Source organism: Collinsella sp. TF07-1 (genome assembly GCF_003437235.1).
Classification (GTDB): Bacteria; Actinomycetota; Coriobacteriia; order Coriobacteriales; family Coriobacteriaceae; genus Collinsella.
Map to the genome: position 1 here is coordinate 19,345 of NZ_QSRV01000013.1, position 14,453 is coordinate 33,797.

Annotated in this window: 14 protein-coding genes; 1 reads left to right on the forward strand and 13 read right to left on the reverse strand. The window is 61.2% G+C overall.

Going from position 1 to position 14,453, the window contains the following annotated elements; genetic code table 11:
- Positions 1-10 precede the first annotated feature (10 nt).
- The 4 genes from DXC67_RS06275 to thyA all read right to left on the reverse strand — a co-directional run bounded on the left by DXC67_RS06275 (position 11) and on the right by thyA (position 3,886).
- Positions 11-1,360 (reverse strand): MATE family efflux transporter, encoded by a 1,350-nt coding sequence (locus DXC67_RS06275; protein WP_117637755.1) that lies wholly within the window; start codon positions 1,358-1,360, stop codon positions 11-13.
- Positions 1,361-1,485: 125 nt separating this feature from the next.
- Complete coding sequence (locus DXC67_RS06280) at positions 1,486-2,400, reverse strand: RNA methyltransferase (protein WP_055286414.1); 915 nt, start codon at positions 2,398-2,400, stop codon at positions 1,486-1,488.
- Between the two features lie 109 nt (positions 2,401-2,509).
- The gene (locus tag DXC67_RS06285) at positions 2,510-3,028 is read right to left on the reverse strand and encodes a dihydrofolate reductase (protein ID WP_117637756.1); all 519 of its coding nucleotides are present in this window, start codon (positions 3,026-3,028) and stop codon (positions 2,510-2,512) included.
- 9 nt (positions 3,029-3,037) lie between these two features.
- Entirely contained in the window at positions 3,038-3,886 is an 849-nt protein-coding gene (gene thyA, locus DXC67_RS06290) for a thymidylate synthase (RefSeq protein WP_117564144.1), read from the reverse strand.
- Positions 3,887-4,052: 166 nt separating this feature from the next.
- Here thyA and DXC67_RS06295 point away from each other — a divergent pair, with 166 nt between their 5' ends.
- Positions 4,053-4,817, forward strand: a complete 765-nt coding sequence (locus tag DXC67_RS06295) for a DUF134 domain-containing protein (RefSeq protein WP_117564145.1) — start codon at positions 4,053-4,055, stop codon at positions 4,815-4,817.
- Between the two features lie 120 nt (positions 4,818-4,937).
- Here the strand turns inward: DXC67_RS06295 and ffh are convergent, their stop codons facing one another.
- The 9 genes from ffh to DXC67_RS06340 all read right to left on the reverse strand — a co-directional run bounded on the left by ffh (position 4,938) and on the right by DXC67_RS06340 (position 14,386).
- Complete coding sequence (ffh, locus tag DXC67_RS06300; protein ID WP_117637757.1) at positions 4,938-6,413, reverse strand: signal recognition particle protein; 1,476 nt, start codon at positions 6,411-6,413, stop codon at positions 4,938-4,940.
- Between the two features lie 10 nt (positions 6,414-6,423).
- Positions 6,424-7,341, reverse strand: coding sequence for a signal recognition particle-docking protein FtsY (gene ftsY / locus DXC67_RS06305; RefSeq protein ID WP_089571706.1), 918 nt, complete (start codon positions 7,339-7,341; stop codon positions 6,424-6,426).
- Positions 7,341-10,877, reverse strand: a complete 3,537-nt coding sequence (gene smc, locus DXC67_RS06310; RefSeq protein WP_117637758.1) for a chromosome segregation protein SMC — start codon at positions 10,875-10,877, stop codon at positions 7,341-7,343. Before smc ends, ftsY begins: the two co-directional genes overlap by 1 nt.
- Before the next feature lie 10 nt (positions 10,878-10,887).
- Entirely contained in the window at positions 10,888-11,613 is a 726-nt protein-coding gene (gene rnc / locus DXC67_RS06315) for a ribonuclease III (protein WP_117637759.1), read from the reverse strand.
- Positions 11,614-11,616: 3 nt separating this feature from the next.
- The gene (locus DXC67_RS06320) at positions 11,617-11,859 is read right to left on the reverse strand and encodes an acyl carrier protein (RefSeq protein ID WP_055309519.1); all 243 of its coding nucleotides are present in this window, start codon (positions 11,857-11,859) and stop codon (positions 11,617-11,619) included.
- Positions 11,860-11,983: 124 nt separating this feature from the next.
- Entirely contained in the window at positions 11,984-13,003 is a 1,020-nt protein-coding gene (gene plsX / locus DXC67_RS06325) for a phosphate acyltransferase PlsX (RefSeq protein ID WP_117637760.1), read from the reverse strand.
- A gap of 87 nt (positions 13,004-13,090) precedes the next feature.
- Positions 13,091-13,270: a 50S ribosomal protein L32 gene (gene rpmF / locus DXC67_RS06330; protein WP_117637761.1), complete on the reverse strand. Its 180-nt coding sequence runs from the start codon at positions 13,268-13,270 to the stop codon at positions 13,091-13,093.
- 64 nt (positions 13,271-13,334) lie between these two features.
- Positions 13,335-13,889: a DUF177 domain-containing protein gene (locus tag DXC67_RS06335; protein WP_117637762.1), complete on the reverse strand. Its 555-nt coding sequence runs from the start codon at positions 13,887-13,889 to the stop codon at positions 13,335-13,337.
- Positions 13,889-14,386 (reverse strand): hypothetical protein, encoded by a 498-nt coding sequence (locus DXC67_RS06340; protein WP_022094019.1) that lies wholly within the window; start codon positions 14,384-14,386, stop codon positions 13,889-13,891. The genes DXC67_RS06335 and DXC67_RS06340 overlap by 1 nt, the downstream gene beginning before the upstream one ends.
- Between the last annotated feature and the right edge of the window lie 67 nt (positions 14,387-14,453).

The following is a 14,453-nucleotide window of genomic DNA, read 5'->3' on the forward strand; positions in this document are numbered from 1 at the left end:
TCCCCAATGGCTAGGCAGTGGCGCGGCCTAGCCAGTTGCCGCTGTGATGATAGACGGTGAACATCGTGGCGGTTATTACCCAGGTTACGGGGTAGACCAGCAGCAGATGCTCGAGCGAGGGGTCGAGCGGCATAATCGCGAACACCCACGCCACGCGGAGCACGACCGTGCCGAATATCGTCAGCATCATAGGCTGGAAGCTCACGCCAGCGCCACGGATGGAGCCGGACGCGTTTTCGATAATCGAGAAGATCGCGTAGAACGGCGCGATGAAATGAAGAATCGTCGTGGTGTAGGCCGAAATTGCGGCATCGTCGATAAACAGACGCGAAAGCGGGCCCGAGAATACCAGCAGCACGGCAGACAGGCCACCGATAAGCACAAACGACAGCACGAGCGACGTGTGGTATCCCTTTCGCATGCGTTCGTAATTGCGCGCACCAAAGTTCTGCGCCGAGAACGTGGTGATCGACACGCCGAGTGCCTCGGTCACCATCCAGATAATGCCGTCCAGGCGACCGGAAAGACCCCAAGCGGTCGTGACATCGGCTCCAAACGAGTTGACCGACACCTGAATCAAAACATTGGAGATCGAATACGCCGCAGACTGAACGCCCAGCGGCAAACCGCACGAAAGCATGCTCTTGCAAATGCCGCGATCGATACCGAGTTTGGATAGCGACAACCGCCACGCCCCCGGAGCGCGCATCATGCGGATCACAATCATCGTGGCATTGGTGCAGATAGTCAGCGCCACCGCGATGCCGCAGCCCAGCGCTTCCATGTGCAGCACGGCGACAAAGAGAATGTCGAGTGCAACGTTGACGAAGCAGCCGGAGGCAATAATAACCGCCGGACCGCGCGTGTCGCCCACGGCGCGCAACAACGCCGTCCCCATATTGAGCAGCAGCGCCGCAAACATGGCGGCAAAGTAGCAACGGGCATACGCCACACCCTCGGCCAGCAGCTCATGCGGCGTATTCATCAACACAAGCATCGGCTCGACAAACACCATGCCCAGAATGGAAATGACAATGCCGCCCACCAGCGCGAGCGTCATGGCCGTATGGACCGATAGGCTCAAGCGCTCGTCATCGTGCTGACCAAAAAACTGGCCGGTAATAACGGCACAGCCAGCACCAACACCGACGCAAAAACCAATGCAGAGCTCCGTAAGCACCATCGTGGCCTGAATGCCACCCAGTGCGAGCTTGCCGCCAAACTGACCGACGATATAGGTACCGATAAGCGTGTATGCCTGCTGAAAGAACGAACTAAAGAAGATAGGGACGCACAGCGACAGCAGCTGCTGCCAAATAACGCCCTGCGTTACATCGATAGCCGTAGATTTCTTAGCCACACGCCCTCCCCACCAGCGTACGTCAAACAACAAAACGGCAATTTAAGACCAAAGCCAATACCAGCTTAGCACCGACCGACGTCGGCCGAAACGCCCCGAACCAGAGCCCGGTGCGAACTATCTGCCTAGTGATACAGCCCCGGCTGGTAGTGGTACTCGTTGCTCACATGCGGGCACAGTTGCCAAAAGGCGACGGCACTCGCAGCGGCAACGTTGAGTGAATCGACCCCGTGCGCCATCGGAATGCGCACGGCGCGGTCGCAGCCTGCAATGGTCTTGGCGCCCAAGCCAGCACCCTCGGTGCCCATAAAGATTGCCAGGCGGTCAATCTCCTGGAGCGCGGGATCGTCCAGCGACACCGAATCATCCGTCAACGCCATAGCGGCACACGAAAAGCCGGCATCGTGTAGCGCCGCCAGCCCATCATGCGGCCATACGCGCGCTTCGCTGCCAATGCGTGTCCAGGGCACCTGGAACACCGTGCCCATGCTCACGCGGGCCGAACGACGATACAGCGGATCACAACACGTAGGACTGACCAAAATGCCGTCGACGTTGAGCGCGGCCGCCGAGCGGAATATTGCGCCCACATTGGTATGGTCGACAATGCCCTCGAGCACGCACACGCGCACCGGGCGCTCCCCCGCCGCCTCGACGACGCCGCCCAAGAACTCATCAACCGGAATCTGTCGCGGGCGACGAAATGCCGCGAGCGCACCGCGCGTCACGTTAAAACCCGTCAGACGCTCCATAAGCTCCATCGAGGCAACGAACACGGGAACCGGACCCGCGCCCTCGCGTACCGCCAGGCGCTCAAACAGCGGCATCATCTGGTCGAGCCAGCGCTCGCCCAAAAGAAAGCTCACCGGCTCGTATCCGGCGCGAACCGCACGTTCGATGACCTTGGCACTCTCGGCGATAAAAATGCCCTTCTGCGGCTCCAGCACGCAGCGCAGCTCACGCTCGGTCAGTCGCACGTAGGCATCAAGCCGCTCGTCCTCGAGCGAATCGATTCGCAGCACCTCAACGGCATCAGTCATAGCAGCCAGCCCGCACCTTTCTTTACAGCGCATCTATACCAAACGAGGCGACGCTAAGCGCCGCCCCATGCATTCAAACAATCCGATGATACCGTTCACGCCGGACGATTTACGCCTCAACGCGACGATACGTTACGAACTCATAATCGACACCCTCGTCGCCCTCGCCCGAGGCAATCGTGGCAACACCGCCACGCCGCGCAATCTCCCACGCGGGATCGGCATCCAGATCGGGAAAATACGTATCCACGTCATGCACGCAATGGTTATGCGTAACCTCGGCCTCCACGCAATACGGCAAAAACTGTCGATATACCTCGCCGCCGCCAAGCACCCACGCAACGGTCTCATCGGCTACCGCGGCGAGCGCTTCGTCGATGCTATGCACCACGTCGACGCCCTCGGGAGCAAAGTCCTCATCGCGCGTGAGCACGATATTGCGGCGGTTCTTAAGCGGACGCCCGCCGGGAAAACTCAGCAGCGTCTTGCGTCCCATAATGACCGGGCAACCTTTGGTGCACGCCACAAAATGGCGCATATCGGAGCGATTGGACACGACCATGTCACCCTCGCACCCAATGCCCCAATCGTCACACACGGCGACAATAGCGGAAAGCTTGCACGTCATGCGCGTCACCTACACCGCAATGGGGATGTTCTTGACCTGCGGACCGTGCTCATAGCCCTCGACAATCAGATCATCGGTCGTAAACGCATAGAAATCATGCACATCGGGGTTGAGCGTTACCTTGGGAGCCGCAAACTGCGGACGCTCGATAAGCTCGCGGACGATATCGACATGACGGTCGTAAATGTGGGCATCGGCGATCACATGCAGCAGCTCGCCAGCGATCATATCGACCGACTGCGCGACCATCATCAGCAAAATGGCGTACTGGCACACATTCCAGTTGTTCGCAGCCAAAATATCCTGGCTGCGCTGGTTGAGAATCATGTTGAGCGTCGGTTTATCATCCTGCGGACGCTGCGTCACGTTATACGTCACGCTGTAGGCACACGGATACAGGTGCATCTCGGACAGGTCGCTAAACACATAGGTGTTCGTCATAATGCGGCGGCTGTACGGCGTGTTCTTAAGGTCGTACAGCACGCGATCCATCTGGTCAAAGTCGCCCTCGGCATAATGGCTCTTCTGCCCAATCTGATACCCGTAGGCCTTGCCGATGGAGCCAGTCTCGTCGGCCCACTCGTCCCAAATATGGCTGTTGAGGTCATGCACGTTATTGGACTTCTTTTGATAGATCCATAGGATCTCATCCATGGCAGATTTGAGGGCCGTACGACGCAAGGTAAGCGCCGGAAACTCCTCACGCAGGTCATAGCGTGCCGTGACACCAAAGTTTTTAATGGTATAGGCAGGGGTGCCATCCTCCCACACCGGGCGGACCTTTTGGCCCTCGGTGGTGGTGCCATGGTCCAGAATATCGCGGCACATGGTTACAAACTGTTGATCAGCCTTGCTCATTGACCCTCCTGTCAGTCGCCTAAAAGCGAGATTCATTGTATCCCAGGCACATGCGGCCCCACAGCCCAAACATATGCCTTCATTTTCTGGCATATGCCAGAAATTCCTTGCGTTAATCTGCGCGTTCGCTATTCTATTGTTGACATATGTCAGATAAGGAGCACGTATGGCAGGAAGACGCGAGAAACTGCGCCGCGTCGGGATCATCCCCGAATACCGCGGCTTTACCCCTGACGGCCTAGCCAGCGGAGACGCCATCGACATGACGGTCGACGAACTCGAGGCGCTGCGCCTGTGCGACCTGGAAGGCCTTAACCAAGAGGCAGTCGCAAAGCAGATGGGTATCGCGCGCGCCACGGTGGCGGCTATTTGCAGCCGCGCACATCGCAAGGTGGCAAACGCGCTGGTCAACGGGCGGGCGCTCGTCATCGAGGGCGGCAATATCGCGTACTCCCCCATCACCGCAACGACGGCCGCATGGCCAGCAAAGGAGGTCGACACCATGAGGGTGGCAACCACGTACGACAACGGCAACATCTTTATGCACTTTGGCCGCAGCGAGCAGTTCAAGATCTACGACATTCAGGATGGCAAGGTACTCAACGAGCAGGTCGTGGGCACCGACGGCACCGGCCACGGTGCCCTTGCGGGCCTGCTCGCCAACGGTGGCGTGGACACGCTCATCTGCGGCGGCATCGGCGGTGGCGCCATCAACGCGCTTGCCCAAGCCGGCATCACGGTGTACGCAGGAGCTCAGGGCAGCTGCGACGCTTGTGTCGAGGCCCTTATCGCCGGAACGCTCGCACAGAACGGCGAGGCCACGTGCGGCTGCCACGGCCATGACCACGACCACGCCCACGAACATGGTGAGTCCTGCAGCTGCCACGGCCATCACGAGCACGAGGGCCACGAGGACTGCGGCTGCCACTAACGGCACGGCACCGCGAGCTCGGGGCGCGACGCTGAACGCAGCCCAACTATCAAAGCCAACAACAAAGGCCACCCGGTAGCTTCCGAGTGGCCTTTGCCATATCAAGCTGGAATTACAGCCCTATTTCTTATTGCGCATCTGTGCTTCCATCTGGCGCAGCAGCTCCATATCGGACTTGGGACCGCCCGTACCCAGGCCGCCCATGCCGCCCAGACCCATAGCGTCCAGCCCAGGGATATTGGGCATGCGCATCTTCTTGCCCTTCTTGCCCTTTTTGCCCTTCTTGCCGCCGGCCTGTGCCTGATTGGCCATCGTGCGCATGCGGCCCATCATCTTGTTCATCTCGCCCCACTGCTTCATAAGGCTGTTGACCTCGGTGGGGGTCACACCGGCGCCCTTGGCGATACGCGCGCGACGCTGGCCGTTGATGATGGAGGGACGCAGACGCTCCTCCTTGGTCATCGACATGATGATGGCCTCGTTCTTGTCGAAGATGCCCTCGTCCAGGTTACCGCCCATCTGGTTGAGCGCGCGCTGGCCACCGGGGAGCATGCCCAGGATACCCTTCATGCCGCCCATCTTTTTGACGGCTTTCATCTGGTCGAGCATGTCGTTCATGGTGAAGCCCTCGCGCAGCATACGCTCGGCAGCCTCAAGCTGCTCTGCATCGGCTGCCTCCTGGGCCTTCTCGATAATACCTACGACATCACCCATGCCCAAGATGCGCTTGGCCATGCGGTCCGGGTAAAACGGCTCCAGCGAGTCGGGCTTCTCGCCCATGCTCACGAACTTGATGGGCTTGCCGGTCACCTGACGCACCGAAAGTGCGCCACCGCCACGGGCGTCACCGTCGAGCTTGGAGATGATAACACCGTCAAAGTCAGTGCGCTCGGCGAAGGTCGAGACGACGTTGACGATATCCTGGCCGGTCATGGCATCGACGACCATCAGCACCTGATCGGGCTTGACGGCCTTCTTGATGTCGACGGCCTCCTGCATCATCTGCTCGTCGATCTGAAGACGACCGGCGGTATCGACAATGACCACGTCACGCAGGTGGTCGACGGCCTCCTGAATGGCACCCTTGGCGATGTCGACCGGGTGCGCGCCGTCGCCGCGGAAGACCGGAACGCCGATCTCTCCACCGAGCGTGGCCAGCTGGTCGGCAGCGGCGGGACGGTAGACGTCGCACGCGGCGAGCAACGGCGAGCGGCCCTGCTTCTTGAGCAGGTAGGCAAGCTTTACGGCAGCCGTGGTCTTACCGGAGCCCTGCAGGCCCACGAGCATGATGACATTGGGAATGCGGTTGCTAAAGACGAGCTTGCTCTCGGTTGAGCCGAGCATCTCGGTGAGCTCGTCGAGCACGATCTTGACGACGTTTTGCGCCGGCGACAACGACTCCATGACCTCGGCGGTCATGCAGCGCTCCTTGGTCTTGGCAACGAACTCCTTGACAACCTTAAAGTTAACGTCGGCCTCGAGCAGCGCCATGCGAATATCGCGCATGGCCGAAGTGATATCGGCCTCGGTCAGTTTACCCTTGCCGCGCAAGCGGTCAAATGTGTCATTGAGGCGATCGCTCAGAGAATCAAACACTAGTCACTCCTTAATTGGACTCGCCCACCAGGGCGCGGCAGAAATCTTTGGCATTGAACTCCTGTAGGTCATCGACCTGCTCGCCCACGCCCACGCGCAGAATCGGGAGCTTGAGCTTCTCGGCCACGGCCATGGCGATGCCGCCCTTTGCCGTACCGTCGAGCTTCGTCATGATGATACCGTCCAGACCCAGCGCCTCGTTAAACTCGAGCGCCTGGTTCAGACCGTTCTGGCCGGTGGCGGCATCGATCACGAGCACGACCGAGACGGGCATGGGGCCGGCGGCCATATTGGCGGCGCGCTTACGCGTCACGTTAACCACTTTGGCAAGCTCGCGCATGAGCTCGGGACTCGTGTGCAGGCGGCCGGCGGTGTCGATCAGCACCAGGTCGCTGCCGCGCTTATCGGCCTCATCGAGCACGTCGTAGCAAACACTTGCCGGGTCGGAGCCGCGATCGCGCTTGATGACGGGGACGCCGGCGCGCTGACCCCACACATCGAGCTGCTCGATGGCGGCGGCGCGGAAGGTATCGGCAGAACCGATCACGACATTCTTGCCGCGGGCGGCCATGGCGCTCGCGATCTTGCCGACCGTCGTGGTCTTCCCGGCGCCGTTAATGCCTACAAACAGCACGCAGCTCGGCGTGTCGGAGAACGGATCGCGCTCGGCGGGCACAAAATGCTGCTCGAGCTGCTCAGCCAGGGCGCGACGGAGCTGCGGGGCGGTCTTGAGGTTCTTCTTGGCGGCCGTCTCGCGCAGATCATCGGAGACCTGAATGGCGACCTCGGCACCCATGTCACCCATAACGAGGGTATCCTCAAGGTCCTCCCAAAAGTCCTCGTCGACCTCGCCGCCAAAGTAGAAGACCTCGTTGAGGGCCTCGCGGCTGCGCTCAAGTCCGCGCGAGAGAGCGTCAAAGAATCCCATTATGCATTCACGACCTTTCCGGTTTCGCGATCGAGTTTTTGCGAGACGACGCGGCTGACGCCGTCGGCTTGCATCGAGACGCCATAGAGAACGTCAGCGTCCTCCATAGTACGGCGCTGATGCGAAATGACCAAGAGCTGCGTATCGGAACGCAACACGTCGAGCGCGCCGATGAGCTTGGACAGGTTGGCGTCGTCAAGTGCCGCCTCGACCTCGTCCAGCACATAGAACGGCACCGTGCGCGTGCGGTACACGGCAAAGAGCAGGGCGAGTGCCGTCAGACTCTTCTCGCCGCCCGACATGAGCATCATCTTGGTGATGCGCTTGCCGCGCGGCTGCGCCACGACCTCGATACCCGTCTCGGCCGGATGCTCAGGATCGGTCATCTCCAGATGAGCCTGGCCACCCGGGAACAGCATAGCGAAGATCTCGCGGAAGTTCGCGTCGACCTTCTCAAACGTCACAAGGAACGCCTTGCGCATCTTGCGATCAATAGCCACCGTGATCTTGGTGAGCGCCTTACGCGCGCTCTCCAGATCGGCCAGCTGCTCCTCGATGTAATCGGCGCGGCGCTTGAGCTGCTCGTACTCCTCCATGGCAACTTGGTTCACGGGACCAAGGTTGTTGATCTGGCGCACAAGCTGGTTGAGCTCGCGCTCGGCGGCATCGCGGTCCGTGGGCGCGGGAAGCATGAGCGCTTCCTCGAGTACCGTGTTGCCATCGGCGGTAATGGCCTTAATGGCGGCCTCTACCTGCACCTCGAGCTTGCCACGCGCGACCTTAAACTCGTTTTGCGTGGCGGTGGCGGTATCGACCTTCTCCTTAGCGCGGGCAACCTCTGCCTTGGCATCCTCGATGGTCTTCTTGAGCGAAGCGGAGTCCGCCTCCTCCAGAGAGGCCTGGTCACGCAGACGCGCTGCCCAATCCGACGCGCGCTCCAGCAGGGCCGAATAGCGCTCGTGCATGGGATCGACGCGCAGGCGCAGCAGCTCGAGTGAGCGCGAGGCCTGGCGTGTTCCGCGGATACGGCGGTCGATGCCCTCCAGGCGATGCTCCAGATCGGGCACGCGGCCCTTCAGAGAACGAAGGCGCTCGCTCGTCTGGGCCAGGCGGACCTTGGCATCGGCGAGCTTGCCGGCGGCCTCGGAATCGTCACGGCGAACGCGGTCGAGTTCGTCGTTGGCTTCGGCAATCTGAAGGCCAAGATCGCTTGCCTGCGCTCGGGCCTCGTCACGCGAGCGGGTGAGCTCGTCCACGCGCGGGCGCGCAGCGCGAACGGCCTCGGCGGCCTGCTCGCGGCGCTTGGAGATGCGCACGCGCTCGACCTCGGCGTTGTTGGCGCTTTGCTCCAGGCGGCCAATCTCGGAGAGCAGCGAGCGGCGCTCGCCCTCAAGACGGGCGATCTCGCCGGCGGCATCGCCCTCAGCGGCACGCGCCTCTTCGACGGCCGCATTGGCCTCGACGACCTGATCCGACACATGCTCAAACACAGCAGCCAGATCGGGTTCCAGGCCCTCCAGCTCGCGAATGCGACGCTTGCGCTCCAAAGCACCCGAAGCCTCGCCGGCGTCGAGCCCCACACGCACCAGGCCGCCGCAGGCGACGCGGGCGCCATCGGGGGTCACGTAAGTCACGCCGTCAACGACAGGCGCGGCCAGCGCAGCCGCCAAGTCGTCGACAACGTAATAGCCGCCGAGCAGCGCCTCGACAACCGGGCCATAGCCGGCGCGTACGGACAGGCGATCGACCAGGCGGGAACCGGCAGCGCCCTTAGCGGCAGCAGAGGCGCTCACACCGCGCGCGACCAGCAGCGCCTCGCCCGAGGCCTTCTTCTGGTCCAGAGCGGCACGACCGGCACGCTCAAGCGCGGACGCATCGTCGAACAGCAGCGCATCGATATCGCCAGCGAGCAATTGCTCAACCAGGCCCTCAAGCTCACGCGGGGCCTCGAGCACGTCGCCCAGACGACCCGAGACATCGTCGCCCAGCGCACCCACCAGACGGCTCACGAGCGGCGAACTGTCGGCCATGCGGGCATCGAGTTTCTTTTGGCTGGCAAGCTCCGAGCGCACCTCGGACAGCTTGTTGCGCGCCTCGCTCTCGCGGGCACGTAGGTCCTTAAGCGCCGCACGGGCGACCTCGGTGGCCTCACGCGCATCGACCTGGGCCTGGCGGGTCTGATCGAGTGCGCCATCGAGCTCCTCGGCACGGTCGCGACGGCTCTCAAGCGAGGCCGTGACCTCCTCGAGTTGCTCGTCGATCTGCTCCAGGCGCGAGGCGTACATGTTGTCCTCGACCTCGGCGTTACTCAGCGAGTCCTTCACCTTGGCGAGCTCGAGCGCGGCGTTATCGGCCACACGCTGCACATCGCGCTGCTCGCGCGTGAGCTGCGAAATCTGATTGTCGAGTGCCACGCGACGCTCGTGGAGCTGGGCGGCGGCAGGACCGGCGGCGTCAACGTCCTCCTGGGCCTGCATGTGCGCGCCGGTCACTTCCTCAAGCTGCGCACGTGCATCCTCGAGCTCCTCTACCACGCGACGACGCTGATGCTCGGAGCTCGAAATCTGCCCGCGCATGTCGGACAGGCGCGACACCATGTTGTGGCCCTTTTCCTCGAGCAGACGCATATCGGAGTTAATGCGACCGACCACATCTTGCATATGGCGGCGCTGCTCGCCCAGATCGCCCACAAACAGGCCCTTTTCCTCGAGCATGACCTGGAGCTTCTCGAGCTCGCGCTCCTTTTCGCCCATGCGGTACTGCGCAAGCTCCAGCTCGGCGGCGCCTTCCTTGGAGCGGCTCTCCAGGTCGTTCCACTGCGACTGCAGCGAACGCAGCTCGTCGACGGCTAGCATCTGCGTAAGCTCGTTCGCGCGCGAGGACAGCTCTTTGTACTTGCGCGCACGATCGACCTGACGCTCCAGCGGTCGCAGCTGACGGGCAATTTCCTTATTGATGTCGCGGGCACGCGTCAGGTGCTCGTCCATCGACTTAATCTTTTTGAGCGCACGCTCCTTGCGGCGCTTGTGCTTGGAGATGCCGGCGGCCTCCTCGATGAGGGCGCGGCGCTCCTCGGGGCGGCTCTGCAAAATGGCGTCGAGCTTGCCCTGGCTGATGATGGAATGCGTATCCTTGCCCAAGCCCGAATCGTGCAGGATGTCCTGAATGTCCATCAGGCGGCACGGACTCGAGTTGATGAGGTACTCGCTTTCGCCCGAGCGATACATACGACGGGTGATGGCGACCTCGTCAAAGTCGACGGGCAGCATATGGTCCGAGTTATCGAGCACCAGCGTGACCTCGGCGACACCCACCGGCTTGCGCGCTGACGAGCCCGAGAAGATGACATCCTCCATGGCCTGGCCGCGCAGCTGCTTGGCGCTCTGCTCGCCCAGGACCCACAGAATCGAGTCAGAGATGTTCGATTTTCCCGAGCCGTTGGGACCGACGATGACGGTCAGGCCCGGCTCAAACGTCATATGGGCGCGGTCGGCAAACGACTTGAACCCTTTGAGCGTGAGGGACTTGAGATACACGGTTCCTCGCTTAAACAGGCTTCTTGTTGAGAATCACGCCGTTGGTGGTGTAGCCCATGCGGTCAAGTGCCTCGAGTGCAGCGGCTCCCTCGGCTTCCTTCTTTGAGGAGCCGGAGCCGCGACCCTGGCGAATACCATCGATCAACACCACGGCGGTAAAGGTGGGCGCATGCGCCGGGCCCTCGGAGCCAACGAGCTTATACGCGGGAGGCTCATGGCCGTCTGCCTGCACGCACTCCTGCAAGAACGACTTGGGGTTCGCAGGATGCTCGGCACGCTCAGAGGCCAAATGGGGCTTAAGCGTACGGTGGATAAACTCCGCCGCCGCATCCCAGCCAGCATCCAGATACAGCGCGCCCACGAGCGACTCATAGACGTTCTCGAGCGCCGAGTGCAGGCCACGCGCGCCGGTACCGGTCTCGGAGGCACCAAAGATGATGATGTCGTCGATACCCAGCTCGTGCGACACCTCGGACAGCGTAGCGCCCGAGACAAGCGACACCTTCAGGCGCGTGAGCTTGCCCTCGTCAAACTCCGGATAGGACTCAAACAGGGAGCGTGCGACCACAGCGCCCAAAATGGAATCGCCCAAGAATTCAAGGCGCTCATAGCTGGCAGAAACCGGCTGGCCCTCGACTGCCGAGGGATGCGTAAGCGCCGCGCGCAGCAGCACCTTATTATTGAACTCGTGGCCCAGGATTTCCTGGGCACGCGTAAGTCGTTCAGACAAAGCCAAGACCTAAGCCTCCCTGGCGTTTTCGATCGCGTCGACGGCGTCGGCGACAGAGTTGAGCGAGAGCAGGGTCTCGTCATCGATCTCGAGATTGAACTCGTCCTCGATAGCCGTAACCAGTTGCAGGCGCTCGAGCGAGTTGGCATCGAGGTCGTCAAAGGTGGTCTCATCGCTAATTTCGGCAACATCGACGCCCAGCACATCGGCGGCAACTTCGGCGATCTTATCGAAGATTTCGGAGCGGTCCATAGCGCTTCCTCTCATATTGCGTGAACATCAACGCGCTGGCGCCGCAAGCGCAGCGCCAAGACACGGTTTTGATTCTACCCCACGACGCAGGCCGCGAGGCACATAACAGCGCCCTAACTCGCTCCTACAAAACGATGCCGTCCATAGAGTTGGCGACGTTCTCGACAAGCCCGGCGCGCACGGCCTCCGCCGCGGCGAGCGTACCGTTTTTGACGGCCTCGACTGAGGTGGCACCATGGCCGATCAGAACTACGCCACGCAGGCCCAGCAGAATGGCGCCACCCTTAGCATCACCCGAGAGCTTTGCCTTAATCTCGCGCATCTGCTTTTTTATGAGCAGGGCGGCAATCTTGGTGCCGAGCGAAGACATAAAGACACCCTTGAGCTCCTGCAGCAAAAACTTGGCAGCGCCCTCGGTGGCCTTGAGTGCGATGTTGCCCGACATGCCGTCGGCGACCACGACGTCAAAATTGCCCGACGTAAGATCGGTGCCCTCGCAGTTGCCCACAAAACCGGGAACAGCGACCTTCATGGCCGGGAAGCACGACTTGGTAAAGTTGGAGCCCTTCTCGTCCTCGGTGCCGTTGGCAAGCAGACCGACGCGGGGATGCTCAATGCCCAAGACGACGCGCGCATAGGCGCTACCCATCTGGGCAAAACGCACCATGTCGTCGACCTCGACATCGGGGTTGGCGCCCATGTCGCAGAGGACCGTCAGGCCGCCGGCGCGGTTGGGCAGTGCATTAGTGAGGCACGGACGCACCGGCTGCTTCTTGCCCTCGGCCTGATACCTAAATGGCGTCACGTAGGCGGTAGCGGCAGCGGTCATGGCGCCGGTGGAGCCGGCAGAGAAGAAGGCATCCGCGTTACCCTTCTTGATAGCGCGGCAGGCAAGCACAATCGAGGACTTGCGCTTGGTCATCACGGCTCGAATGGGATCGTCATCCATGGCGATGACATCGGGAGCCTCCAAGGCCTCAACGCGAGCGTGAGCCGCGGCAAAGGGGTTCACGATCTCTGCGGGACCGACGGCCAAGACCTCGATATCGGGATCCGCCGCAAGCGCCGCCTCGATACCGTCGAGGACAACCTGAGGCTTCTCGTCTCCGCCCACAACGTCTACACAAACGCGAACGTTACTCATATACATGCTCCTTAAACAAAAATGGCCGACTCATTGAGCCGGCCATTGTGGTTCCAGTTGGAACGGCATCGCATCCAGAGTATACAGTTACTCGGTAACGATAACCTCGCGGTCCTTGTAGAAACCGCAGCTGGAGCACACGTGGTGCGGGAGCTTGACAGCGCCGCAACGGGGGCACGTGGACTGAGCCGCAGCCGAGATCTTCATGTTGGCGGAACGGCGGGTGTGAGTGCGGATACGACCCTGCTTTTGTTTAGGTACGGGCATAGTGACCTTCCTTATGAACTATCCAGTGTGGCGATTACGCGCAAGTAGCGATACTACCACAGTTTTACTCGTCAAGCTTGAGATTCTTCAATGCTGCAAATGGATTTTCCGTGGCAGCGGCCCATTCGGCCTCTGCTTGAGCGGCGCAATCGCATTGCTCAACGTTGAGATTGATGCCGCAGGTGGGGCATAGGCCGCGACAATCGGGCTTGCACAGGACAACGAACGGCGTGTCCATGACAACCGCGTCGTTGATGGGCTCACCCAGATCGACGATGCGATCCTCGCCCAGCAGCTCGTAGCCGTCTTCGTAGGCCTCGGGATCCTCGGGCTCGTTAAAGAGATAGAATTCCTCGATCTCACCGGCAATATCAAACGAAGCGGGCTCCAGGCAACGGTCGCACTCACCGGTTGCATGCGCGCGGACCATGCCCGTAAGCAGAACACCGGTGCCGGCATTGGTAAAGACCACATCGTAATCAATGCCGTTCTGCAGCTGGTACTCCTTCTCGCCCACCGTATAGGTGGCAACATCGACCTTACCGGTCAGCGGGTACGAGTCTCCGGGAAACTCGAGCTGCTCGGAAAGATCGACGGTAACGCTCGGGAACTCAGCCATTACCACTGACCATTCTGCTGGGCGGCACCCTCGTTGAGCTGCTGACGGCAACGGGTCACCGTGCCGGTCAGGCTCTTGAGGTTCTCCTCGAGGTGCGTAAAGACCTGCTCGGCGTAATCCTCGGCGGCATAGCGCGTCTCGCGCTCATACTGCTGGGCACGATCGCGAATGTCGTCGGCCTGCTGCTGAGCTAAGCGGACAATCTCCTGCTCACCGGCAATGGTGAGGGCCTGCTGCTGAGCATCGGCGATGATGGAATCGGCCTGAGCGGCGGCGGAAGCCATAAGCTCCTCGCGCTCCTTGAGGATACGGCGGGACTTCTGCCATTCCTCGGGATAGCTCATGCGGATCTCGTCGAGGATGTTAAAGAAGACGTCGGCGTCGATAACCTTCATCTGGGCGTTCTTGCCGAACGGCGTCTTAGCCTCTTCGATGAGCCCCTCGAGCTCGTCGACAAGACTCACGATCCTGTCGCCAGGAAAATTCTCGCCCGGCATCCGGTCTCCTTTCATAGGTAACATATCATCGAGTTAGTTTACCACATGCCACCAGGCATTAAAAAAC